The sequence below is a fragment of the Pedococcus sp. genome, assembly GCF_036554925.1.
GTDB lineage: Bacteria > Actinomycetota > Actinomycetes > Actinomycetales > Dermatophilaceae > Pedococcus_A.
In genome coordinates this window covers 13,902-35,438 of record NZ_DATBMI010000069.1, presented here as the reverse complement: position 1 = coordinate 35,438, position 21,537 = coordinate 13,902, and the positions used below count along the sequence as shown (strand labels likewise).

The 21,537-nt window shown below is 73.1% G+C and carries 19 protein-coding genes; 6 read left to right on the top strand and 13 right to left on the bottom strand.

Features of this window, described 5'->3' with window-relative positions:
• The first annotated feature begins 14 nt into the window (after nucleotides 1–14).
• On the top strand, nucleotides 15–1,010 hold the full coding sequence (locus tag VIB11_RS06220) for a stage II sporulation protein M (RefSeq protein WP_332029412.1): 996 nt from the start codon (nucleotides 15–17) through the stop codon (nucleotides 1,008–1,010).
• Nucleotides 1,011–1,272: 262 nt separating this feature from the next.
• On the opposite strand, the gene VIB11_RS06215 is transcribed toward VIB11_RS06220, so the two are convergent.
• The 12 genes from VIB11_RS06215 to VIB11_RS06160 form a co-directional block, all read right to left on the bottom strand.
• The gene (locus tag VIB11_RS06215; RefSeq protein WP_332029410.1) at nucleotides 1,273–1,665 is read right to left on the bottom strand and encodes a nuclear transport factor 2 family protein; all 393 of its coding nucleotides are present in this window, start codon (nucleotides 1,663–1,665) and stop codon (nucleotides 1,273–1,275) included.
• A gap of 179 nt (nucleotides 1,666–1,844) precedes the next feature.
• Nucleotides 1,845–3,137 (bottom strand): DUF58 domain-containing protein, encoded by a 1,293-nt coding sequence (locus VIB11_RS06210; RefSeq protein ID WP_332029408.1) that lies wholly within the window; start codon nucleotides 3,135–3,137, stop codon nucleotides 1,845–1,847.
• A 10-nt stretch (nucleotides 3,138–3,147) separates the two neighbouring features.
• A complete protein-coding gene (locus VIB11_RS06205; protein WP_332029406.1) occupies nucleotides 3,148–4,224 on the bottom strand; it encodes a MoxR family ATPase in 1,077 nt (358 codons plus the stop codon).
• Nucleotides 4,221–5,459, bottom strand: coding sequence for a DUF4350 domain-containing protein (locus VIB11_RS06200; protein ID WP_332029404.1), 1,239 nt, complete (start codon nucleotides 5,457–5,459; stop codon nucleotides 4,221–4,223). The genes VIB11_RS06205 and VIB11_RS06200 overlap by 4 nt, the downstream gene beginning before the upstream one ends.
• Complete coding sequence (locus VIB11_RS06195; protein WP_332029402.1) at nucleotides 5,456–6,148, bottom strand: DUF4129 domain-containing protein; 693 nt, start codon at nucleotides 6,146–6,148, stop codon at nucleotides 5,456–5,458. Before VIB11_RS06195 ends, VIB11_RS06200 begins: the two co-directional genes overlap by 4 nt.
• Nucleotides 6,148–7,359 (bottom strand): glycerophosphoryl diester phosphodiesterase membrane domain-containing protein, encoded by a 1,212-nt coding sequence (locus VIB11_RS06190; RefSeq protein ID WP_332029400.1) that lies wholly within the window; start codon nucleotides 7,357–7,359, stop codon nucleotides 6,148–6,150. Before VIB11_RS06190 ends, VIB11_RS06195 begins: the two co-directional genes overlap by 1 nt.
• Before the next feature lie 109 nt (nucleotides 7,360–7,468).
• Nucleotides 7,469–8,107 carry an ATP-binding protein gene (locus VIB11_RS06185; protein ID WP_332029398.1) on the bottom strand — a complete coding sequence of 213 codons (639 nt, stop codon included), beginning with the start codon at nucleotides 8,105–8,107 and terminating at the stop codon, nucleotides 7,469–7,471.
• Nucleotides 8,108–8,110: 3 nt separating this feature from the next.
• On the bottom strand, nucleotides 8,111–9,031 hold the full coding sequence (locus tag VIB11_RS06180) for an aldehyde dehydrogenase family protein (protein WP_332029396.1): 921 nt from the start codon (nucleotides 9,029–9,031) through the stop codon (nucleotides 8,111–8,113).
• A complete protein-coding gene (locus VIB11_RS06175) occupies nucleotides 9,028–10,476 on the bottom strand; it encodes an aldehyde dehydrogenase family protein (RefSeq protein WP_332029394.1) in 1,449 nt (482 codons plus the stop codon). Before VIB11_RS06175 ends, VIB11_RS06180 begins: the two co-directional genes overlap by 4 nt.
• 26 nt (nucleotides 10,477–10,502) lie before the next feature.
• A complete protein-coding gene (deoC, locus tag VIB11_RS06170) occupies nucleotides 10,503–11,504 on the bottom strand; it encodes a deoxyribose-phosphate aldolase (protein WP_414695771.1) in 1,002 nt (333 codons plus the stop codon).
• Nucleotides 11,505–11,524: 20 nt separating this feature from the next.
• Nucleotides 11,525–13,237, bottom strand: coding sequence for a phospho-sugar mutase (locus tag VIB11_RS06165; protein WP_332029392.1), 1,713 nt, complete (start codon nucleotides 13,235–13,237; stop codon nucleotides 11,525–11,527).
• A 13-nt stretch (nucleotides 13,238–13,250) separates the two neighbouring features.
• The gene (locus VIB11_RS06160) at nucleotides 13,251–14,090 is read right to left on the bottom strand and encodes a purine-nucleoside phosphorylase (protein WP_332029390.1); all 840 of its coding nucleotides are present in this window, start codon (nucleotides 14,088–14,090) and stop codon (nucleotides 13,251–13,253) included.
• A gap of 97 nt (nucleotides 14,091–14,187) precedes the next feature.
• Here VIB11_RS06160 and VIB11_RS06155 point away from each other — a divergent pair, with 97 nt between their 5' ends.
• The 3 genes from VIB11_RS06155 (at nucleotide 14,188) to VIB11_RS06145 (ending at nucleotide 17,761) form a co-directional block, all read left to right on the top strand.
• A complete protein-coding gene (locus VIB11_RS06155; protein ID WP_332029389.1) occupies nucleotides 14,188–15,516 on the top strand; it encodes a hypothetical protein in 1,329 nt (442 codons plus the stop codon).
• A 4-nt stretch (nucleotides 15,517–15,520) separates the two neighbouring features.
• A complete protein-coding gene (locus VIB11_RS06150; protein WP_332029387.1) occupies nucleotides 15,521–16,987 on the top strand; it encodes an NAD(P)H-quinone dehydrogenase in 1,467 nt (488 codons plus the stop codon).
• Nucleotides 16,988–17,113: 126 nt separating this feature from the next.
• Complete coding sequence (locus VIB11_RS06145; protein WP_332029385.1) at nucleotides 17,114–17,761, top strand: antitoxin; 648 nt, start codon at nucleotides 17,114–17,116, stop codon at nucleotides 17,759–17,761.
• 64 nt (nucleotides 17,762–17,825) lie between these two features.
• On the opposite strand, the gene VIB11_RS06140 is transcribed toward VIB11_RS06145, so the two are convergent.
• Nucleotides 17,826–19,595: an acetyl/propionyl/methylcrotonyl-CoA carboxylase subunit alpha gene (locus VIB11_RS06140; protein ID WP_332029383.1), complete on the bottom strand. Its 1,770-nt coding sequence runs from the start codon at nucleotides 19,593–19,595 to the stop codon at nucleotides 17,826–17,828.
• A gap of 147 nt (nucleotides 19,596–19,742) precedes the next feature.
• Here VIB11_RS06140 and VIB11_RS06135 point away from each other — a divergent pair, with 147 nt between their 5' ends.
• Together VIB11_RS06135 and kynA are read left to right on the top strand one after the other, a co-directional pair.
• On the top strand, nucleotides 19,743–20,579 hold the full coding sequence (locus VIB11_RS06135) for an aldo/keto reductase (protein ID WP_332029381.1): 837 nt from the start codon (nucleotides 19,743–19,745) through the stop codon (nucleotides 20,577–20,579).
• 85 nt (nucleotides 20,580–20,664) lie between these two features.
• Nucleotides 20,665–21,534, top strand: a complete 870-nt coding sequence (kynA, locus tag VIB11_RS06130; RefSeq protein ID WP_332029379.1) for a tryptophan 2,3-dioxygenase — start codon at nucleotides 20,665–20,667, stop codon at nucleotides 21,532–21,534.
• Nucleotides 21,535–21,537 lie beyond the last annotated feature (3 nt).

Here is a 21,537-nt window from a genome sequence, read left to right as displayed (position 1 = left end):
ACTAGGGTTGCCACGTGGACCTGGACGCCTTCGTGGCAGCCCATCGGGGGGACTGGGACCGGCTCGAGGAGCTCTGCAAGCGGCGTCACCTGACAGGTGCCGAGGCCGACGAGATCCTGGACCGGTACCAGCGCGTGGCCACGCATCTCTCCCTGGTGCGCTCGACCACCCCCGACCCCTCGCTCGTGGCCTACCTCTCGATGCTCCTGGCCCGCGCGAGGTCACGGTCTGCCGGGTCACGGGTGGTGGCCTGGTCCGATGTCGGCCGCTTCTTCGGCCAGTCGTTCCCAGCCGCGCTGTACCGCATGCGGTGGTGGTGGATCGGCGTGCTGGTCGCCGACGTCCTGCTCGCCCTCGTGATGGGGTGGTGGCTGCTGGAGCATCCCTCCGTCGAGAGCTCGCTCGCCTCCCCGGAGCAGATCCGACAGCTGGTCGAGAACGACTTCGAGAACTACTACAGCGAGTACGCCGCCAGCTCGTTCGCGCTGCGGGTGTGGACCAACAACTTCTGGTTGTCCGCGCTGTGCATCGCGTCCGGGGTCTTCGGCCTGCCCGTGCTCTACATGCTCGCCACGAACATGCTGAACCTCGCGGTCGTCGGCTCGATCATGGTGCGCCACGACCGTGGGGCGCTGTTCTTCGGCCTCATCGCGCCCCACGGGCTGCTGGAGCTGACCTGCCTCTTCGTGGCGGCCGGTGTGGGGTTGCGGCTGTTCTGGTCGTGGGTCGAGCCGGGGGCGCGCACGCGAGCGCAGGCCCTGGGCCAGGAGGGCCGGGCCGCCCTGGGCACCGCGCTCGGGCTGGTCGTCCTGCTGCTGCTCTGCGGTGTGATCGAGGCCTTCGTGACTCCCTCGCCCCTGCCGACGTGGGTGCGGGTGGGGATCGGCGTCCTCGCCGAGGCGGCCTTCTTCACCTACGTCTTCACCGCCGGCCGGTGGGCCCACCGCCGCGGCGAGCGCGGCGACGTCGCCGAGGCCGAGCGGGGCTTCGAGGCGCCGGTCGCGGGCTGACGCCGACCGCCCCAAGGCGTGCGGGTATGCCGTTGCGGCGCGTTCCGCTGGAGTCGTGCCGTGCCTCGAGTGCGCTCCTATGCGGCGTTGTGACACGCGTAGCGGCACGGTAAGCGGCGGCGGCAGGCAGTGGCCGCTGTCGTGGCGGTGGGACAGGGCCGCACGGGCGTTTCGCGGGGGCCGACGGCGAAGCGGGGGACTGCCTACCCCAACGAACCCTCGAGCTGACCGCGTGAATCATCGATCAACTCGATGTGGCGCTTCACTCCCCACCGAAGAAGGCGTCGACCTCGTACTGGTCGGCTTCGAAGATGTCGATGTCGGTGATCTTGCCGTCGCGGATCCGGTAGACGTTGACACGCCTCAACTCCAGAGTCGCGTCGCCGCGGGTGGCCACCTCGCGCAGCACGAGGGCGACCGTGTTCGCGGAGACCAGGCGGTCGAGCACCTCGACGGTCACCGGGAGCCCGTCGGTGCGCGCGAGCAGCGCCAAGATCGCGTCGACGACCGCGGCTTTCCCGCGATGCTCGCCCGCCAGCGCGCTGCGGCCGGGCAGGTGCATCACGACGTCGTCGGCGTAGAACGCAAACGCTCCCGCGGGATCTCCCCGACCCCATGCTGCGCCGTACTCCTGCATCACCTCGTCTGCGTCCATCCCCGCAGGCTAAGGAGGCGGCCGGCTTGGCGTCCACGTCACGGAGGGCGTCGTTGTCCAGAGGACGGCGATGGTGTGCTCTGACCAGCATCCAACTGGGCGGAATGACGCCACAGCGTCGGATGGTCCGTGAAGGGCTGGTGCCCTCCGCGCGAGCGGTCAGGAAGTGCGCAATCACGTCAGAGCAGGCCGCGGCTCTTGAGCAGCAGGTAGTGGTCCGCGAGGGCGGCGGGCAGGTGCTCGGGGTCGGCGTCGAGAACCTCGACACCGAGCTGGCCGAGGGCGGCCGCGGTGCGCTGCCGCAGGGCGATGGTGCGCTCGGCCGCCGCGGCGTCGTAGACCGACGCGGCGTCGCCGCCGCCTGTGCGCAGCCGGGTGAGGGCAGGGTCGGACACCGACGCCAGCACGACCCGGTGGCGCTGCGCGAGCACGCCGAGCGGCGGCAGCAGCGACTCCTCGATCGCCGACGGCTCCAGCGGTGTCAGCAGGACGACGAGGCCGCGGTGCCGGCTGAGCCGGGTCACCTCGGAGGTGAGCAGGCGCCAGTCCGCCTCGAGCAGGGCGGGCTCGAGGGGTGCCATGGCGGTCACCAGGTCGGACAGCAGGGACGTGCGGCTCGACCCGACGACCTTGCGGTGCACACGCCGGTCACCGGCGATGAGGTCCACGCGGTCCCCGGCACGGGAGGCGAGCGCGGCCAGCAGCAGCGCGGCGTCCATGGCGGCGTCGAGGCGGGGGGTGTCGCCGACCCGCCCGGCCGAGGTGCGTGAGGTGTCCAGGACGAGCACGATGTGGCGGTCCTTCTCCGGCTGCCAGGTGCGCACCACCGTGGAGCGCCGCCGGGCCGTCGCGCGCCAGTCGATGCTGCGCACGTCGTCGCCGTCGACATAGTCGCGCAGCGAGTCGAACTCCGTGCCCTGGCCGCGGGTCCGGACCGCGGAGCGCCCGTCGAGCTGGCGGAGCTGGGCGAGCCGGGAGGGCAGCAGGCGTCGTGAGTGGAAGGGCGGCAGCGCGCGGACGTGGCCGCCGACCACGGAGGACCGCTGCCGGCCCGCGACGCCGAGTGGGCCGAGACGGCGGACCGTGACCCGGTCAGCCTGGCGGTCGCCTCGCCTCGTCGGCAGCAGCGGCGTGCGCAGGGCGCGTCGCTCCCCGGCCGGGACAGCGAGGCGGTGGCGGTTGTCGGTCGCCCCGGCTGAGGGCTGCCAGGCGTCGCGCAGCCAACCGCGGAAGGGCCGGGACCCGGTGTTGCTGGCCAGCAGGGTGGTGCTGCTGGGGTCCCCGAGCCGGACCTGGGGCGAGGCCAGCCGTTCCAGGTGCAGCGAGCGCGTGCTCCCGGCGAGCAGGGCGTCGAACCCGGCCACGACGAGGCAGACCAGCGCCCACAGCCACACCGTCGTCGCCTCGGGGCGCAGCAGGACCGGGACGGCCCCGCACAGCACGAGGACGACCAGGCGGCCGGTGACGATCACGGGCGCACCATCACCGCGGCACCGGGACCGAGCCGATGGCGCTGTCGAGGACGGCCGCGACGCCGACGCCCTCGAGCTCGGCCTCGGGGCGCAGGGACAGCCGGTGCGCGAGGGTGGCCTGCGCCAACGCCTTGACGTCGTCCGGCGTGACGAAGTCGCGGCCGTTGAGCCAGGCCCAGGCGCGGCTCGTGGCGAGCAGGGCCGTCGCCCCGCGGGGGCTGACCCCGAGCGACAGCGACGGTGAGTGCCGGGTGGCGCGGGCGATGTCGACGATGTAGCCGACCACCTCGGGAGAGGTCTGGACCTGCGCCACCATGGCGGAGCCGGCGGCGAGGTCGTCGGCCGAGGCGACGGGGCGCAGGCCGGCCCCGGCGAGGTCGCGCGGGTCGAAGCCGGCGGCGTGTCGTTGGATGACCGCGACCTCGTCCTCACGGGGCGGCAGGGGAAGGACCGCCTTGAGCAGGAAGCGGTCGAGCTGTGCCTCGGGGAGGGGGTAGGTGCCCTCGTACTCGACGGGGTTCTGTGTCGCCGCGACCATGAACGGCACCGGCAGCGGGCGGGGCTTGCCGTCGACGGAGACCTGGCGCTCCTCCATGGCCTCCAGCAGGGACGCCTGGGTCTTCGGAGGGGTGCGGTTGATCTCGTCGGCGAGCAGCAGGTTGGTGAAGACCGGGCCCTCGCGGAAGGAGAACTCCGACGTCGCGTTGTCGTAGACCAGCGAGCCGGTCACGTCACCGGGCATCAGGTCAGGGGTGAACTGCACGCGCTTGGTCTCCACCGCGAGGGCCGCGGCGAGGCTGCGCACCAGCAGCGTCTTGGCCACGCCCGGCACCCCCTCGAGCAGCACGTGCCCACGGCACAGGAGGCCGATCAGGATGCCGGTCACCGCGGCGTCCTGCCCCACGACCGCCTTCGCGACCTCGGTGCGGACGGCGAGCAGCGCTCGGCGCGCAGCCTCCGAACGGGCCGTCTCGGTCCCCGAGGGCGTCGGGCGCCCGGCCCACGGCTGGGCGCCCGACGACGGCGAGGGGGCGGCTTCCTGGGGTGCGGCCCCCGCGGGTGCGGGGGTCACGGGCTGGTCCGTCATGGGCGGTGCACTTCCTTCTCCAGGGTGGACAGGTCGGTGGCGAGGGCGACGAGGGCGTCCTCGGTGGCGGGGGGCGGGCCGTCCAGCAGCGCCAGCACGTGCTCGGGCGGGCGCCCGGTGGCGCGCGCGACGGCCTCGGCGACGGCCCGCGCCGGCGCGCCCGCCTGCAGCCCGAGGTACCTGCCGAGCCGGCCACGGGCTGCGGTCCGCAGGATCGAGCCGGCCCGCGCGGTGTCCTTGGCCCGGCGGTAGAGACGCCCACGGCTCTGCGTCGTCTCGATGGCCTTGACCACGGCCGGGAGCGGCTCGGTGACCAGTGGTCCGAACCGCCGGCCACGCCAGAGCATCGTGGCGAGCAGTGCGGTCAGGCCGAGGAAGACCAGCGGACCGAGCGCCCGGGGGATCTCGGAGGTCGGCGTCGTGTCCTCCAGCGCGACGTCGCGGGGATCGGCGGTGTACCAGACGAGCCGGTCGCCGCGGCCGAGCAGCCGCACGGACACCCCCGCGTTGTCGTAGCGGGTGATCTCGCGGTTGCTGAGGATCTCGCCGGCGCCCAGCACGACGACCTCGGGGGTACCGGCCCGGGAGGGCACGGTCACGAGCGCCGACGAGCGCTCGAAGGTGAAGCAGGTGTCGGCCGACGGGTCCGTCGTGGTGTACCCGCTGCCGACCGACGAGATGGTGTCGGCAGCCGCGATCCCGTCGGCGACGCAGTCGGCGCGCACGCTCCGGGTGGACGCCGCGCCCCCGGCCGGGTCCACGGGCAGGCCCAGGGACTGCAGGAGGAAGGTGTCGGGCTCCACCAGCACGATGCGCCTGGCACGCCGGGCGTGGTCCAGGGCGGTGGCAGCCGTCTCCTCCGAGAGCGCCTGGGTCTGCGTGATGACCACGGTGGTGTCAGGACCCGGCTGGTCGAGGCCGAGCAGGTCCGCCTCTCCGCGTGCGATGTCGACGGCGAGTCCCCGCTCCTCCAGCACCCTCGCGAGGGCCTGGCTTCCCGCAGGTCGGGCGTTGCCGGGGTCGAGTGGGAGGTCGGCGCCACTGCGCCCACGCAGCGCCACGGCCCCGAGGACGATGAGCATGAAGGCGACCGTGGCCGCGGCGACGACCGTGGCCCGTCGTCGCCCGCCCGGCCACCGCGACCACCGGCGGCCCGGCTGCTCAGCCGACTCGCCCGGGGCGTCGCCACCAGCGCCCGGCTGCGCGTCCGGGCGGTCCCAGACCTCGAGAGTCATCGCGACCCCCCGGGCGTCGGCAGGGTCTGCGCGTCGGCCTTGGTGCGCCGGGGCGCCGGCCGGCTGGCGGCCACCTCGGAGTCCAGGGCGAGGATGGTCTCCGCCTCCACCGGGGACGCGTCGCGTCGGCCGTAGGCCACCTCGTCGAAGAGGTCGGCCGCCCAGCGCAGACCATCGGCCTGCGCCGGGAAGGGCTGGGCCAGGCGCTGCGCCACCTCGTGGGCGGTCAGGGAAGGTGCGTCGTCCAACAGGGTCCGCTCGGCTGCGCGCTGGGCGATGGCGCGCATCGCGTCGATGACCGCGGCGGCGCACCGGCCCTCGCGCAGCGCGGCCATCGCCCGCTCGCGGAACGCCCCGGCAGTCAGGCGCTCGCCGCCGAGGACGGTCTCGGGCGCCTGCCCCACGCGGGACTCGCGGCGCACGTGGCGCAGCGAGTACAGCAGCAGCCCGACCACCAGGGCGGTCACCACCCCGGCAGCGGCCGAGGGCAGGGCGCCCGCCGTGCTGGGGTCGACGCTGAGGAGGTTGTCCAGCGCCCGGTCGACCGCGTCGAGGAGCCGCTGCAGCGGGTCGGTGTGCTCGCGGTAGGCGGCGGAGGACAGCTCCTCCTCGAGCCAGCGCCGTGCCTGGTCGTTGCCCGGGTCGAGGCGCGCGGCCGCGTCCGGGACGGCAGCAACGGACAGAGGCATCAGCGAGCCGGGCTCCTGCCGGCGTCGGCGACGGCCCGGGCGAGGGCGAGGTCGAAGCCCTCCTTGCGGATCCGGGAGTCGGTGTAGAGGAGCGCGGCCACGGCGGCGAGGAAGGGCTGGGTGACCATGCCGCTGACCAGGCCGCCGACGACGCTGGAGGCGGCGGCGACGACGCCGACGAGCGTGTCGGAGTCGGACCCGGAGTCGAGCATCGTGCCGAGGGCGAGGCCCAGGAGCATCCCGCCGATCTGCAGCACCATCGAGAGGAGGTACTGCACGACCCCGATGAGCAGGCTGGAGACCGTCAGGATGCCGAAGGTGCGCCAGAACAGCCCGGCGGTCAGGCCCCAGGAGCGCCGCAGGGACCCGATGACGCGCAGGTCCTCGAGGACCAGGGCGGGCGTGGCCAGGGCGAGCCGCACACCCAGCCAGAGCACCGCTGCGCCGGCGGCGAGGACGCCGAGCACACCGAGGACACCGACTGCGGGCAGGTCACCGGCGAAGGCCCAGATGGTGCCGCCGACCACCAGGGCGAAGAGGGCCGTGGTCGGGAGGACCAGGACGGCGCACAGGCCGATGAGGCGCGGGAGCATGCGGCGGGTCTTGCGCCAGGTCTCGCCGATCGTGGGCTTCCGGCCGAGGACGGCCTCGCCCACCGGGTAGGCGAGCATCCCGGAGAGGGCGATCGACGTGGCGGCGCTGAGGAACAGCATCACCACCGCGAACGAGGTGATGCCGAAGGTGAGGAAGACGTCGAGAGTGGTGGAGCCCTCGAGGGCGGTGCTGACGAGGTAGCCGACCAGGAACAGCAGCCCCGCCACGACCAGGACGGCCAGGGCCGTGAGGACGGCGAGACCGAGGAAGGTGCGCGGGTTGCGGCGGATCGAGGCGAAGCCGCCCTCGACGATGTCGCCGAGGCTGAGCGGCCGCAGGGCGACGATGCCGGGCTTGTGGGCGGTCAGGGCGGAGGCCCACGCGGGCTGCCAGGCGGGAGGCCCACCGGGAAGGGAGCCCGTCGGTCCCGCCGGAGGAGTCGGCCCCGCCGGGCCGGGCGGGGGAGGGCTGGGAGGAGGCCAGCCTGGAGGAGGCGCGCCGGGAGGGCCCGCGGGGGCAGGGGTCGACCCGGGTGCGGTCCAGCTGGTCTCCGACCCGTTCCCGGACACGGCTCCGGCCTCCCGGGGCGTCCTGCCCGGGAGGATGCCCTCACTCATCCAGCCCCCTCACTCACCGCGGCTGCGGTCTGGTAAGAACCTATCGCGGGGCGGGCCCGACATGTGTGCTCTTGCGGTGATCTGCCCGGGCCGGTCACCTCCCGACCGCTCAGCGCCGGGCGAGCGCGCTCAGCCTGGGCTCGAGGTGCCTGGCGCGCGCCGGCTCGGCACCGAGGTCCTGCTGCCGTCGCACGAGGGCGGGCTCCTCGCGCATGAGGGCCAGGCCTCGTCGGACCAGTGTCAACGGCGGCTTTCGGCGCTCGGACAGGTCACGGACCAGCCGCCGGACGAACGTGACGCCGGGCCGGTGGTGCACGCAGAACGCGCCGGCGAGCAGGCCGCGGAGCCTGAGGTCGGGGATGATGTCGGCCGCGAAGATCCCCTCCGCGAGGATCAGGTCGTGCGGCTCGGCCGTCAGCTCGGCGGTCCCGACGGCCCGGCTGGCGGAGAGGTCGTAGACCGGCGTCGTGACCCGGCCCGTCGTGGCCAGGGTGGCCAGGGCGTCGAGCGCCGCGACCCGGTTCCACGAGTCGGGGTGGTCCCAGTCGACGATGCCGAGCTGCTCGCTGCGCGGCACCAACGGGTCGTCCTCGTCGCGGTAGAAGTCGTCGAGCCGCAGGATCGGCCAGCCGTGGGCGTCCTGGAGCCGGGCGGCCAGACGCGACTTGCCGGCCCCACTGGGGCCGGCCAGCACGACCACGCGGTCCTGCCCCACGGTGTCCCCCGCGGGGTCGCTGGTCTCGCCCAAGGGTCAGCGGCCCTTGGGGTGCCAGACCGTCTTGGTCTCGAGAAACGCGCTGAGCCGGCCGAGGTCGGGGGTCGCCGACCAGTCCGGCTCCACGGCGCCGGTGCCGTTGCCGGCGGGGCGCATGACGCGCTTGAGGTTCTCGGCCGCGGCGAGCTCGAGGTCGCCCCAGACGACGCCCTCCGCATCGGCGGCACCCGTGAGGTCGATGGCGTTGACGTCGCGGTGCGACGCCAGCCACGGCGCGACCTCGGCGGTGCGGCCGGTGACCAGGTTGACGACGCCGCCCGGCACGTCGGAGGTCGCCAGCGCCTCCGACAGCGTGATGGCCGGCAGTGGCCGCAGCTCGCTGGTGAGCACCACGGCGGTGTTGCCCGAGACGATGACCGGCGCGAGCACCGACACCAGGCCGAGCAGCGAGGAGCGCTGCGGGGCCAGCACGGCGACGACACCGGTCGGCTCGGGGGCGGAGATGTCGAAGTACGGGCCCGCGACGGGGTTCAGCCCACCCAGGACCTGGGCGAACTTGTCGGACCACCCGGCATACCAGACCCAGCGGTCGATGGCCTGCGAGACCAGAGTCTCCGCCTTGCGGTCGGTGACGCCCTCGCTGGCCCTGACCTCCGCGACGAACTGGGCGCGGCGGCCCTCCATCACCTCGGCCACGCGATAGAGCACCTGCCCGCGGTTGTATGCCGTGGCGCCCGCCCACCCCGGGAAAGCGCCGCGCGCGGCGACGACGGCGTCGCGCGCGTCCTTGCGCGAGCCCTGGGACGCGTTGGCGAGGAACCGCCCGCGCGCGTCGGTGACCTCGTAGGACCGGCCCGACTCCGAGCGGGGGAACTTCCCGCCGATGTAGAGCTTGTAGGTCTTCCTCACGTCCACGCGGGTGTCGGCCTGGGCCGTGCGCTGGGCGGTGGGGCTCACTTGGCGTCTCCTGTCACGAAATAGGCCTCGAGGCCGTGACGGCCGCCCTCGCGGCCGTAGCCCGACTCCTTGTAGCCGCCGAACGGGCTGGTCGGGTCGAACTTGTTGAACGTGTTGGCCCACACGACGCCGGCCCGGAGCTGGTCGGCCATCCACAGGATGCGCGAGCCCTTCTCGGTCCACACGCCGGCGGAGAGGCCGTAGGGCGTGTTGTTGGCCTTGGCGACCGCCTCGTGCGGGGTGCGGAACGTCAGCACGGAGAGCACCGGGCCGAAGATCTCCTCCTGGGCGATGCGGTGCGTCTGGCTGACCCCGGTGAACACGGTGGGACGGAACCAGAAGCCCTTGCTCGGCAGCTCGCACGCGGGCTCCCAGCGGGTGGCGCCCTCGGCCTCGCCCGCCGCGGTGAGCTCGGTGATGCGCTGGAGCTGGGCCTTGGAGTTGATGGCGCCGACGTCGGTGTTCTTGTCGAGCGGGTCGCCGACGCGCAGCGTGGCGAGGCGACGCTTGAGCCGCTTCTCCACGTCGTCGGCGATGGACTCCTGCACGAGCAGGCGCGAGCCGGCGCAGCAGACGTGGCCCTGGTTGAAGAAGATGCCGTTGACGATGCCCTCGACGGCCTGGTCGATGGCGGCGTCGTCGAAGATGATGTTCGCGGCCTTGCCGCCGAGCTCGAGCGTGGCCTTCTTGCGGGTGCCGGCGATCGACCGGGCGATCATCTTGCCGACGCCGGTCGAGCCCGTGAACGCGAGCTTGTCGATGCCCGGGTGGTCGACGATGGCCTGCCCGGTCGCACCGGCGCCGGTGACGATGTTGACGACACCGGCGGGCAGGTCGGCCTGCTGGCAGACCTCGGCGAACAGCAGCGCCGTCAGGGGGGTGGTCTCCGCCGGCTTGAGGACGACCGTGTTGCCTGCGGCCAGGGCCGGGGCGATCTTCCACGCGAGCATGAGCAGCGGGAAGTTCCAGGGGATGACCTGGCCGACGACCCCGTGGGGGCGGGGGTTGCTGCCCAGCGAGGCGTACTCGAGCTTGTCGGCCCAGCCCGCGTGGTAGAAGAAGTGCGCCGCGGCGAGAGGAACGTCGACGTCGCGGCTCTCCCGGATCGGCTTGCCGTTGTCGAGGCTCTCCAGGACCGCGAACTCACGGGCCCGTTCCTGGAGGATCCGGGCGATGCGGAAGAGGTACTTGCCGCGGTCGGCGCCGGACATCCGGCCCCAGGCGCCGGTGAAGGCGCGGCGGGCGGCCGCGACCGCGCGGTCGACGTCGGCCTCCGACGCCTCGGTGACCTCGGCCAGCACCTCCTCGGTCGAGGGACTGATCGACTTGAAGGCGGAGCCGCCCTCGGTCTCGGTGAAGTCACCGTTGATGAAGAGCCCGTAGGAGGGCTTGAGGTCGACGACCGCCCGGGACTCCGGGGCTGGTGCGTACTCGAACTTGGCCATGAGTGGGGGTCCTCAGATCCGGGGGGTCAGTAGAGGCTGGGGGAGTCGTCGGTCACGTAGTCGGGACCGGAGTAGGCGCCGATGCGCATGCGCTGACGCTGCAGCAGCAGGTCGTTGAGCAGGCTCGAGGCGCCGAAACGGAACCAGAACGGGTCCAGCCAGTCGTCGCCGGCGACCTCGCTGACCGACACGAGGAACTTGATGGCGTCCTTGCTGGTCCGGATGCCGCCGGCGGGCTTCACGCCGACCATGTCACCGGTGAGGTCGCGCCAGTCGCGCACGGCCTCGAGCATGATCAGCGTGACGGGGAGGGTGGCGGCGGGGGAGACCTTGCCGGTGGAGGTCTTGATGAAGTCGCCGCCCGCCAGCATCGACAGCCAGGAGGCGCGGCGCACGTTGTCGTACGTGACGAGCTCGCCGGTCTCCATGATCACCTTGAGGCGCGCGTCGCCACAGGCCTGCTTGACCTGGGCGATCTCGTGGAAGACGTCGAGGTAGCGGCCCGACAGGAACGCGCCACGGTCGATGACCATGTCGATCTCGTCGGCGCCGGCCGCCACGGCGTCGGCGGTGTCGGCCAGCTTCACCGCCATCGAGGCCCGACCGCTAGGGAAGGCCGTGGCCACGGCAGCGATCTTGACGCCGCCGCCGGCGAGGACCTCCTTGGCGACCGGCACCATGTCGCCGTAGACGCACACCGCGGCCGGGCGCGGGGTGGACGCGTCGGTGGGGTCGGGGGTGAGGGCCTTGGCGCAGAGCCCGCGGACCTTGCCGGGGGTGTCGGCCCCCTCCAGCGTGGTCAGGTCGATCATCCCGATGGCGGTGTCGATCGCCCATGCCTTGGCCGTGGTCTTGATGGACCGGGTGCCGAGGCCTGCGGCCCTGGCCTCGCAGCCGACCTGGTCGACCCCCGGCAGGCCGTGCAGCCAGCTGGTCAGGGCGGCGTTGGTCAGGCGGGACACGCCGAGGAGGTCGCGGGCGCGGGCAGTCGCGTCAACCGTGTCGCGCACGGCAGTGGAGGTACTCACCGAAGAAGTCTAGCCGCGTCTCACAGGGCGGTCAGACCCCGCATCGCCTCGCGGATGGCCTCGAGCCGGACCTCGGCGCGCTTGCGGGCCCTGTCGAGCTTGGCCGCGCCGCCGACCGGCTCGATGACCTCGAGGTAGACCTTCAGCTTGGGCTCGGTGCCCGACGGGCGAACGATGACGCGCGAGCCGTCGTCGAGGTAGAAGCGCAGGCCGTCGGTCGGCGGCAGCTGGTCGGAGCCCTGGGCGAGGTCGTCCGCGCGCCCCACGGGGATCCCGGCGACCTCCGCCGGGGGCTGCTGGCGCAGGCGCTCCATGACCGTGCCGATCAGGGACAGGTCGGCGACCCGCACCGAGAACGAGTCGGTGGCGTGCACGCCGTGCTCGACGGCGAGGTCGTCCAGCACGTCCGAGAGGGTGCGGCCCTCGGCCTTCAGGCCGGCGGCCATCTCGGCCATGAGGAGCGAGGCGCTGACGCCGTCCTTGTCGCGGACCGTCGCCGGGTCGACGCAGTAGCCGAGTGCCTCCTCGTAGCCGTAGCGCAGGCCCTCGACCCGGGCGATCCACTTGAACCCGGTGAGGGTCTCCTCGTGGCGGATGCCGGCCTTGGCGGCCATGGCAGCGAGCAGGCGCGAGGAGACGATCGAGTTCGCGAAGACGGCGTCCTCACCCACTCCTCGGGCGAGCAGGTGCGCCCCGAGCAGCGCCCCCACCTCGTCGCCGCGCAGCATCCGCCACGCACCACCGTCGCTGACCGCGACCGCGCACCGGTCGGCGTCGGGGTCGTTGGCCAGCACGAGGTCCGGGCCGACCTCGCGGGCGAGCTCGAGCGCCGCGTCGATGGCGCCCGGCTCCTCCGGGTTGGGGAACGAGACGGTGGGGAACGCGGCGTCCGGGTGCTGCTGGCTCGGGACCGGGACCGGGGCCGGGAAGCCGGCCCGCTCGAACACCGCGAGCAGGGTCTCGCTGCCGACGCCGTGCAACGCGGTGTGGACCACCGAGAGGTCGCGAGGGCTGTCGGGCGAGACGATCCGGGCAGTGGCGTCGAGGTACTCCTCGAGCACGTCGTTGCCCAGCGTCTCCCAGCCGTCGTCGGCGAGGGGGACGTCGGCGACGGAGCGCACCCGGGCGATCTGTGCGGCGATGCCTGCGTCGGCCGGGGGGACGATCTGGCTGCCGTCGCCGAGGTAGACCTTGTAGCCGTTGTCCTGGGGTGGGTTGTGGCTGGCGGTCACCATGACACCCGCATCGGCGCCGAGGTGGCGGATCGCGAACGCCAGCACCGGCGTCGGGAGGGTGTGGGGGAGGACGGCGGCACGCCCGCCCGCGCCGACGACGACCGCGGCGGTGTCGTGGGCGAAGACGTCCGAGTTGCGGCGCGCGTCGTAGCCGATCACGACGAACGGCTCGGCGTCACGCTCCTTGAGGTATGCCGTGAGGCCGGCGGCCGCGCGGATCACGACCGCCCGGTTCATCCGGTTGGGACCGGCGCCGAGGGCGCCGCGCAGGCCGGCGGTGCCGAACTCCAGCATCCCGGCGAAGCGGTCTCGCAGGTCGGCCACGGCCTCCTCGTCGGCGGCCTTGGCACGCATGATGACGTCACCGAGCTCGACCCGCGTGTCGTGGTCGGGGTCGTCGTCCACCCACGCCTGGGCAGCCTCGACGAGCTCGGACCGCAGGTCCTCCACGCTGGGACTGGCGTCCTCGTCACGACCGTGCCGGCCGGCATACGTCATCTCGGTGGTCCTCTCAGATTGTTGCCACAACAGCGGCGAGCAGCCTGCCACAGCGTCCGGCGGCCGCCTGACCCGCCTCGATGACCTCGGCGTGCGACAGGGGCTGCTCGCTGATGCCGGCGGCGAGGTTCGTGACCAGGGAGATGCCGAGGACCTCCATGCCGGCCTGCCGGGCGGCGATCGCCTCCAGCGTCGTGGACATGCCCACGAGGTCGCCGCCGATGGTCCTGGCCATCTGCACCTCGGCCGGGGTCTCGTAGTGCGGCCCGCGGAACTGGACGTAGACGCCCTCGTCGAGGTCGCCGTCGACCTCGCGGGCGAGGTCGCGCAGCCGTGGGGAGTAGAGGTCCGTGAGGTCCACGAAGTTCGCGCCCTCGATGGGGGAGTGCGCCGTGAGGTTGATGTGGTCGCGGATGAGCACCGGGGTGCCGGGGGCCCACGCGGGGTTGAGCCCGCCGCACCCGTTGGTCAGGACGATGGTCCTGCAGCCCGCTGCGGCGGCGGTGCGGACGGCGTGGACGACGGCCCGCACTCCGCGCCCCTCGTAGAAGTGCGTGCGGGTGCCGTAGACGAGCGCGCGGCGACCGGTGTCGCCGATGGCGACCGAGCGCATGGTGCCCGAGTGCCCCTCGACGGCGGCCTTCGCGAAGCCGGGAACGTCGGCGTTGTCGATGGTCGCGAGGGTCTCGCCGATGAGGTCGCCGGTCTGGCCCCAGCCCGATCCGAGCACGAGGGCGACGTCGTGGCGCTCGGCACCGGTGCGCTCGGCGATGACCGCGGCGGCGGCGCCGGCCACCTCGAACGGGTCGGTCGCGGGGTCGCTGAGGTCGGGGGCGGCATGCTGTTCGGTCACGCGGGAAGCGTACCGAGCGCGGCGCTGCCCACCGCCGGATTCACCCGGGACCTGCGAAAGGCTGCGCCAGCCCGCCCCCTGCGGGACGATGGCGCCCATGGGGGTTCTTCGCCCGTCCGCCGTGGCCGGCGCGATCGCAGCGGTCCTGGTCGCGGGCTGCTCCGCCGGCACGGCACCGGGGGCCGGTGCGTCCGGGTCGTCCTCGGCTGCGCCGGCACCGACGACCTCACCGGCTTCGCCGACCGCCTCGACCGCCCCGGGGGCGCCCACCACCCCGGCGTCGGTCCCGGCGTCGACGACCACGCCCGGGGAGTCCGCCGGCAGTTCGCCGACGGGTTCGCCCCGCCCGCCGACGAACGTGTATGCCGCGGCGACCACCGGGGCGCTCAGGGGCCCCGCACGAACGGCCCGCCCCATGGTGTACGTGCCGAACACCCTGAGCAACACCGTGCAGCTCATCGACCCGAGGACCTACCGCGTGGTCGGGCGCATCCCCACCGGGCGCGAGCCCCAGCACGTCGTCCCGTCGTGGGACCTGAGGACCCTCTGGGTCAACGACGCCATGGGCAACGACCTGGTGCCGATCGACGCCAGGACGGGCAGGCCCGGGCGGCGCATCGCCGTGGAGGACCCCTACAACCTCTACTTCACCCCGGACGGCGCCCACGCCCTCGTGATGGCCGAGCGGCTGCGGCGCATCGACGTCAGGGACGCGCGCACCCTGCGGCTGCAGCACTCGCTCCGCGTACCCTGCGAGGGGGTCAACCACGCCGACTTCTCGGCCGACGGGTCCTTCCTCGTGGCCAGCTGCGAGTTCAGCGGCGAGCTCCTCGTGGTGGACCGGTCGGCGCGAAGGATCCGCAAGGTGATCGACCTCAACCGTGTCAGGACCCCGGGTGCCACCTCGCCGGAGCAGGCCAGGCACCTGCACGGCAGCCCCAAGCAGCAGCTCGCGCCCGGGGCCTCCGCCATGCCCCAGGACGTGCGCCTCACCCCCGACGGGCGGTACTTCCTGGCCGCCGACATGCTGCGCAACGGCGTCTGGGTGATCGATGCCCGCACGCTGAGGTACGCCAGGTTCCTGCGCACCGGTCTCGGCGCGCACGGCATCTACCCCTCGCGCGACGCCACGCGGCTGTTCGTCTCCAACCGCGACGCCGGGTCGGTCTCGGTGCTCGATGCGCGAACCCTGGAGCAGCTCGCGCTCTGGAAGGTCCCCGGGGGCGGGTCCCCGGACATGGGCGGGGTCAGCGCGGACGGCCGCGAGCTCTGGCTGAGCGGCCGCTACCACGCCGAGGTCTACGTCTTCGACACCGCCACGGGCCGGGTGACGCACCGGATACCGGTCGACCCCGGCCCCCACGGCCTGTGCGTCTGGCCGCAGCCGGGCCGGTACTCGCTCGGCCACACGGGCAACATGCGCTGAGGCGGTGGCCGGCGGGCCTGCACCGGCCCCGCGCACGGATGGCCGCAGTGGTTGGATGGGGCGCGTGAACGCGCGCGAATCCTCAGTCGTGATCCTCGGTGGTGGCCCCGGCGGCTACGAGGCGGCGCTGGTCGCGGCGCACCTCGGCGCGCAGGTGACCGTGGTCGACCGCGACGGCCTGGGCGGCGCGGCGGTGCTGACCGACTGCGTCCCGTCCAAGACGCTCATCTCGACCGCGGACTTCATGTCGCAGTTCGGCACCGCGGCCGAGCTCGGGGTCCACCTCGAGGACCACGAGGGCGACGAGGTGTCGGACTCCGTCGCCGAGATCGTGGCCGTCAACCAGCGGGTCCTGCGGCTCGCCGCGGCGCAGAGCCGCGACATCGGCGCCCGCCTCGACTCCGACGGCGTGCGGGTGCTGCGGGGCGTCGGTCGGCTGGAGTCGCCCTCGCGGGTGCGGGCCGAGCTCGAGGACGGTGGTGTGGAGGAGCTCACGGCCGACGTCGTCCTCGTCGCGACCGGCGCGACCCCGCGAGTCATGCCCACCGCGCAGCCCGACGGCGAGCGCATCCTCACCTGGCAGCAGATCTACACGCTCAAGGAGCTCCCCGAGAAGCTCGTCGTGGTCGGCTCCGGCGTCACCGGCGCCGAGCTGGCACAGGCCTACCTCGGCCTCGGCGCCGGCGTCACCCTCGTCTCCTCGCGGGACCGCGTGCTCCCCGGCGAGGACGCCGACGCGGCCACCGTGATCGAGGAGGTCTTCCGCAAGCGCGGCATGGAGGTCCTCGACCGCTCGCGCATGGCCGCGGTGGAGCGCACCGCCAGCGGTGTGCTGGTCCGCCTCGAGGACGGCCGCGAGGTCGAGGGCTCGCACGCGCTCCTCGCAGTCGGGTCCATCCCGCAGACGTCAGGGATCGGGCTCGAGGAGGTCGGCGTGGGCCTGGCCCCCTCCGGCCACGTCTCGGTCGACCGCGTCTCGCGCACGTCGGTCCGCGGCGTGTATGCCGCGGGCGACTGCACGGGTGTCCTGCCCCTCGCGTCCGTGGCGGCCATGCAGGGGCGCATCGCGATGGCGCACGCCCTCGGTGACGCGGTGGTCCCCCTCAACCTGCGGGCCGTCTCCGCCAACATCTTCACCGACCCCGAGATCGCCACGGTCGGCTACTCCCAGAAGGACGTCGACGAGGGTCGGGTCGACGCCGCCGCCGTGATGCTCCCGCTCGCGACGAACCCCCGCGCCAAGATGCAGGGGATCACGGACGGTTTCGTGAAGCTGTTCGCCCGCAAGGGGATTGGCACCGTCGTGGGGGGTGTCGTCGTGGCGCCTCGGGCCTCCGAGCTGATCTACCCCGTGACCCTGGCCGTGCAGCACGGGCTCACCGTCGACCAGCTGGCCGGCACCTTCACGGTCTACCCGTCGCTGTCCGGGTCGGTGGCCGAGGCGGCGCGCCAGCTGCACGACCCGCAGTAGCATCGGCGACGGCGTCGCGGGTGCCGTCGTCTCCGGCGGGCCGGCCCGCTGGCCCGTGTGTAGGGTGCTGGGACCGCCCTGCCCGCGGGGCGCGCATCCTGACCCCGACGCGAAGTGAGGCAGACCATGGCCGGTGGATTCATGGACAAGTTCAAGGACTTCGTCAAGGGCAACCCAGCGCAGGCAGACTCGGTGATCGAGAAGGTCGAGGACACCATCGACTCCCGCACCGGCGGGAAGTACGCCGGGCACGTCGACAAGGGCGGCGACCTGCTGCGGGAGAAGCTCGGCCTGCCGCCGGAGCAGACCACGCCTGAGCAGGCGAACCCCGACGCCGGCGAGCCGATGCCTGAGCCCGGCCCCACGCCCGTGCCCGAGCCGGGGCCGACGCCGATGCCGGAGCCGGGCCCCACGCCGGTGCCCGAGCCGGGGCCGACGCCCGTGCCGGAGCCCGGCCCCACGCCCGTGCCCGAGCCGGGCCCCGGCCCGGTGTCCGAGACGACCGCGCCCAACCCCGAGCCCGCCACCGGCGACCCGCAGCAGCCCGGGTCGGTCGACGAGCCGCTGACCCCCGGAGCGCAGCAGCCCGGCCAGCCGGGCGGTCCGCTCGACGAGTCGCTGCGCCCTGGCGCCGGCTCGTCAGACGCCGTGGGTGGCTCCCAGGGTGGGTCCCCGCTCCCCGAGGGTGGCCCGACCCAGCAGGGGGAGGTGCAGTCCGGCACGCAGGCTCCCGGGGGCTCCCAGCCCGACACGGGCGGTCCCGAGCAGCGGTAGCACCGGCACGGGCCACACCGGCCACGCGCAGGTCTCCCCGTCGGGACGGGACCTGTTGCCGGCGTCAGTCCTTGATGTCGGCGATGACCGCGCCGTTGGTCACCGTCTGGCCGACCTCGGCGGACAGGCCCGTGATGGTGCCGGACTTGTGGGCGTTGATGGGCTGCTCCATCTTCATCGCCTCGAGCACCACGACGAGGTCACCCTCGGCGACCTCCTGGCCGTCCTCGACCGCGATCTTGACGATGGTGCCCTGCATCGGTGCCGTGAGCGAGTCGCCGGATGCCGCGGCGCCACCCTTGCTGCCGGCGGAGCGCTTGGGTGCCTTCTTCTTGGCGGTGCCGCCACCGCCGAGCGCGAGCCCGCCCGGCAGCACGACCTCGAGGCGCTTGCCGCCCACCTCGACGACGACGGTCTGGCGCTCGCCTGCCTCCTCGGGCACGTCGGCGACGGGCCCGGCATACGGCTCGACGGTGTTGTCCCACTCGGTCTCGATCCAGCGGGTGTGCACCGCGAACGGCTCGTGCGCGTCCTTCGGGGCGAACGCCGGGTCGTCAACCACGGCGCGGTGGAACGGCAGCACGGTGGGCATGCCCTCGATCGCGAACTCGGCCAGGGCACGGCGCGAGCGCTCGAGCGCCTGCTGGCGGTCGTGGCCGGTGACGACGAGCTTGGCGAGCATCGAGTCGAACGCGCCGGCGATGGTGTCGCCCTCGACGATGCCGGTGTCGAGGCGCACGCCGGGGCCGGCGGGTGGGCGGAAGGTCGTCACCCTGCCCGGGGCGGGGAGGAAGTTGCGGCCGGCGTCCTCGCCGTTGATGCGGAACTCGATCGAGTGCGCGCGCGGAGTGGGGTCGGTGTAGCCGAGGGGCTCGCCGTTCGCGATCCGGAACTGCTCGCGCACGAGGTCGATGCCGGTGACCTCCTCGGTGACCGGGTGCTCGACCTGCAGGCGGGTGTTCACCTCGAGGAAGGAGATGGTGCCGTCCTGGCCGACGAGGAACTCACAGGTCCCGGCGCCGGTGTAGCCGGCCTCCTTCAGGATCGCCTTGGAGGCGCGGTACAGCTCGGCGTTCTGCGCCTCGGAGAGGAACGGTGCCGGGGCCTCCTCGACCAGCTTCTGGTGGCGCCGCTGCAGCGAGCAGTCACGGGTGGAGACGACGACGACGTTGCCGTGGGTGTCGGCGAGGCACTGGGTCTCGACGTGCCGCGGCCGGTCGAGGTACCGCTCGACGAAACACTCGCCGCGGCCGAACGCGGCGACCGCCTCGCGGGTCGCCGAGTCGAACAGCTCGGGGATCTCCTCCAGGGTGCGGGCGACCTTCAGGCCGCGGCCACCACCGCCGTAGGCCGCCTTGATCGCAACCGGCAGTCCGTGCGCCTCGGCGAAGTCGATGACCTCGATCGCGCTCTCGACGGGGTCGGGGGTGCCGGCCACGAGCGGGGCCTCGGCCGCAGCTGCGATGTGGCGGGCCTTGACCTTGTCGCCGAGGGCGTCGATGGCGGCGGGGGAGGGGCCGATCCACGTCAGCCCGGCGTCGATCACGGCCTGGGCGAAGGAGGCGTTCTCCGCGAGGAAGCCGTACCCGGGGTGGACCGCGTCGGCGCCGGAGCGCTTCGCGACGTCCAGCAGCTTCTCCTGCACCAGGTAGCTGTCGCCGGGGGTCGAGCCGCCGAGGGCGTACGCCTCGTCGGCCACGCGCACGTGCAGGGCGTCGCGGTCCGGCTCCGCGTAGACGGCCACCGAGCCGAGGCCGGAGTCCGCACAGGCACGGGCGATGCGGACGGCGATCTCGCCGCGGTTGGCGATCAGGACTTTGGAGATGGGCGCCATGGCGCGGAGCCTAGTCGCTTTCCGCCGCGTCAACCCGCCCCCCACCGGTGTGGGCTCGGCAACAGCGCGGAGCACCGTGGTGTTCCCGGCCGTCCCGGCAGGTGACCCGGGCTGTGGGCGACGGGCACCCGGCATACAGTCGTGCGCATGACTGCTGTCCCGAACCTCCCCCTGTCCGCCGGAACGTCCAGCATCGAGATCCCGCAGCTCGGCTTCGGGGTCTGGCAGGTGCCCGAGGACGAGGTGGTCGCCGCCGTGTCGACCGCCATCGAGACCGGCTACCGCAGCATCGACACCGCACGCATCTACGGCAACGAGGAGGGCGTCGGCCAGGCCATCGCGCGCGCCGACGTCTCACGCGACGAGCTCTTCGTCACCACCAAGGTCTGGAACGACGACCAGGGCTTCGACTCCACGCTCTCGGCCTTCGACGCGTCGATGAAGCGGCTCGGCCTCGACATCCTCGACCTGTACCTCATCCACTGGCCGACGCCGGAGAAGGACACCTACGTCGACACGTGGAGGGCGCTGCTCCGGCTGCGCGAGGAGGGCCGCGTGCGCGCCGTGGGTGTCTGCAACTTCGAGGTGGACCACCTGCAGCGGCTCGCGGACGAGACCGGCGAGCTCCCGGCCATCAACCAGATCGAGCTGCACCCGTACCTCCAGCAGGAGGAGCTGCGCGCGTTCCACACGGCCCACGGCATCCTCACCGAGGCGTGGAGCCCGCTGGCCTCGGGTGGCGAGGTGCTGCGGGACGAGAAGATCGCGGCGATCGCTGCCAGGCACGGTGTCACGCCTGCCCAGGCGATCCTGCGCTGGCACGTCGACCTCGGCAACGTCGTGATCCCCAAGTCGGTCACGCCCAGCCGCATCGCCGAGAACTTCGACATCTTCGGGTTCTCGCTCGACGCCGACGACCTCGCGGCCATCGCCACGCTCGAGGAGGAGCACCGCACCGGCCCGCACCCGAACGAGTTCAACTGACCTCGCGCTGAGCGGCGACTGTGCCGCGGTGCCGTCGGCGACGGCGGTGCCGCGGCACGCCCGCGGCGGTTCTAGGGTGGGCGCCATGAGCGTCGCCGACAGCCCCGACCCGCGCGCCCGCCGCGAGCTCGAAGAGGGCATCCAGCGGGACTTCACAGCCGCGATGTCCTACGGGGACTACCTCGGCCTCGACCGGCTGCTGACGGCGCAGCACCCGCGCAGCGAGCCGGCGCAGCACGACGAGCTGCTCTTCATCATCCAGCACCAGACCTCCGAGCTGTGGCTGAAGCTCATGCTGCACGAGCTGCGCTCTGCCCGCAGCCTGCTGGCGGGCGACGACCTTGCCCCCGCCCTCAAGCGCCTGGCCCGGGTCAAGCACATCCAGAACACCCTCACCGAGCAGTGGTCGGTCCTCGCGACCCTGACGCCGAGCGAGTACGCCCAGATCCGGCCGTTCCTCGCCAGCAGCTCGGGCTTCCAGTCATGGCAGTACCGCGCCGTCGAGTTCCTGCTCGGCAACAAGAACGCCGAGATGGTCCAGGTCTTCGAGCACGACGAGGCGGCCCGCTCCCTGCTCGAGGGGCTGCTGCACGAGCCGAGCCTCTACGACGAGTTCCTGCGCTACCTCTCCCGCCGCGGCTACAACGTGCCGGCCGAGGTGCTCCAGCGCGACGTGTCACAGCCCTACCGGATGAGCGAGCCACTCGTCGACACCTTCGCCTCGGTCTACGCCGCGCCGGACGAGCACTGGGGCGTCTACGAGACCTGCGAGGAGCTGGTCGACCTCGAGGACAACTTCCAGCAGTGGCGCTTCCGGCACCTGCAGGTCGTGACCCGCACCATCGGGCACAAGACGGGCACGGGTGGGTCCTCCGGCGTCGACTTCCTGCGGCGCGCGCTCGACCTGACCTTCTTCCCCGAGCTGTATGCCGTGCGCACCCGCGTCGGCGGGTAGCAG

Excerpts from the sequence above, each read along its gene's own strand:
- VIB11_RS06215 (WP_332029410.1), bottom strand. The coding sequence starts at position 1,665 with ATGGACGCAGACGAGGTGATGCAGGAGTACGGCGCAGCATGGGGTCGG.
- VIB11_RS06205 (WP_332029406.1), bottom strand. The coding sequence starts at position 4,224 with ATGACGGACCAGCCCGTGACCCCCGCACCCGCGGGGGCCGCACCCCAG.
- VIB11_RS06200 (WP_332029404.1), bottom strand. The coding sequence starts at position 5,459 with ATGACTCTCGAGGTCTGGGACCGCCCGGACGCGCAGCCGGGCGCTGGT.
- VIB11_RS06195 (WP_332029402.1), bottom strand. The coding sequence starts at position 6,148 with ATGCCTCTGTCCGTTGCTGCCGTCCCGGACGCGGCCGCGCGCCTCGAC.
- VIB11_RS06190 (WP_332029400.1), bottom strand. The coding sequence starts at position 7,359 with ATGAGTGAGGGCATCCTCCCGGGCAGGACGCCCCGGGAGGCCGGAGCC.
- VIB11_RS06175 (WP_332029394.1), bottom strand. The coding sequence starts at position 10,476 with ATGGCCAAGTTCGAGTACGCACCAGCCCCGGAGTCCCGGGCGGTCGTC.
- VIB11_RS06165 (WP_332029392.1), bottom strand. The coding sequence starts at position 13,237 with ATGACGTATGCCGGCCGGCACGGTCGTGACGAGGACGCCAGTCCCAGC.
- VIB11_RS06155 (WP_332029389.1), top strand. The coding sequence starts at position 14,188 with ATGGGGGTTCTTCGCCCGTCCGCCGTGGCCGGCGCGATCGCAGCGGTC.
- VIB11_RS06145 (WP_332029385.1), top strand. The coding sequence starts at position 17,114 with ATGGCCGGTGGATTCATGGACAAGTTCAAGGACTTCGTCAAGGGCAAC.
- VIB11_RS06140 (WP_332029383.1), bottom strand. The coding sequence starts at position 19,595 with ATGGCGCCCATCTCCAAAGTCCTGATCGCCAACCGCGGCGAGATCGCC.
- VIB11_RS06135 (WP_332029381.1), top strand. The coding sequence starts at position 19,743 with ATGACTGCTGTCCCGAACCTCCCCCTGTCCGCCGGAACGTCCAGCATC.
- kynA (WP_332029379.1), top strand. The coding sequence starts at position 20,665 with ATGAGCGTCGCCGACAGCCCCGACCCGCGCGCCCGCCGCGAGCTCGAA.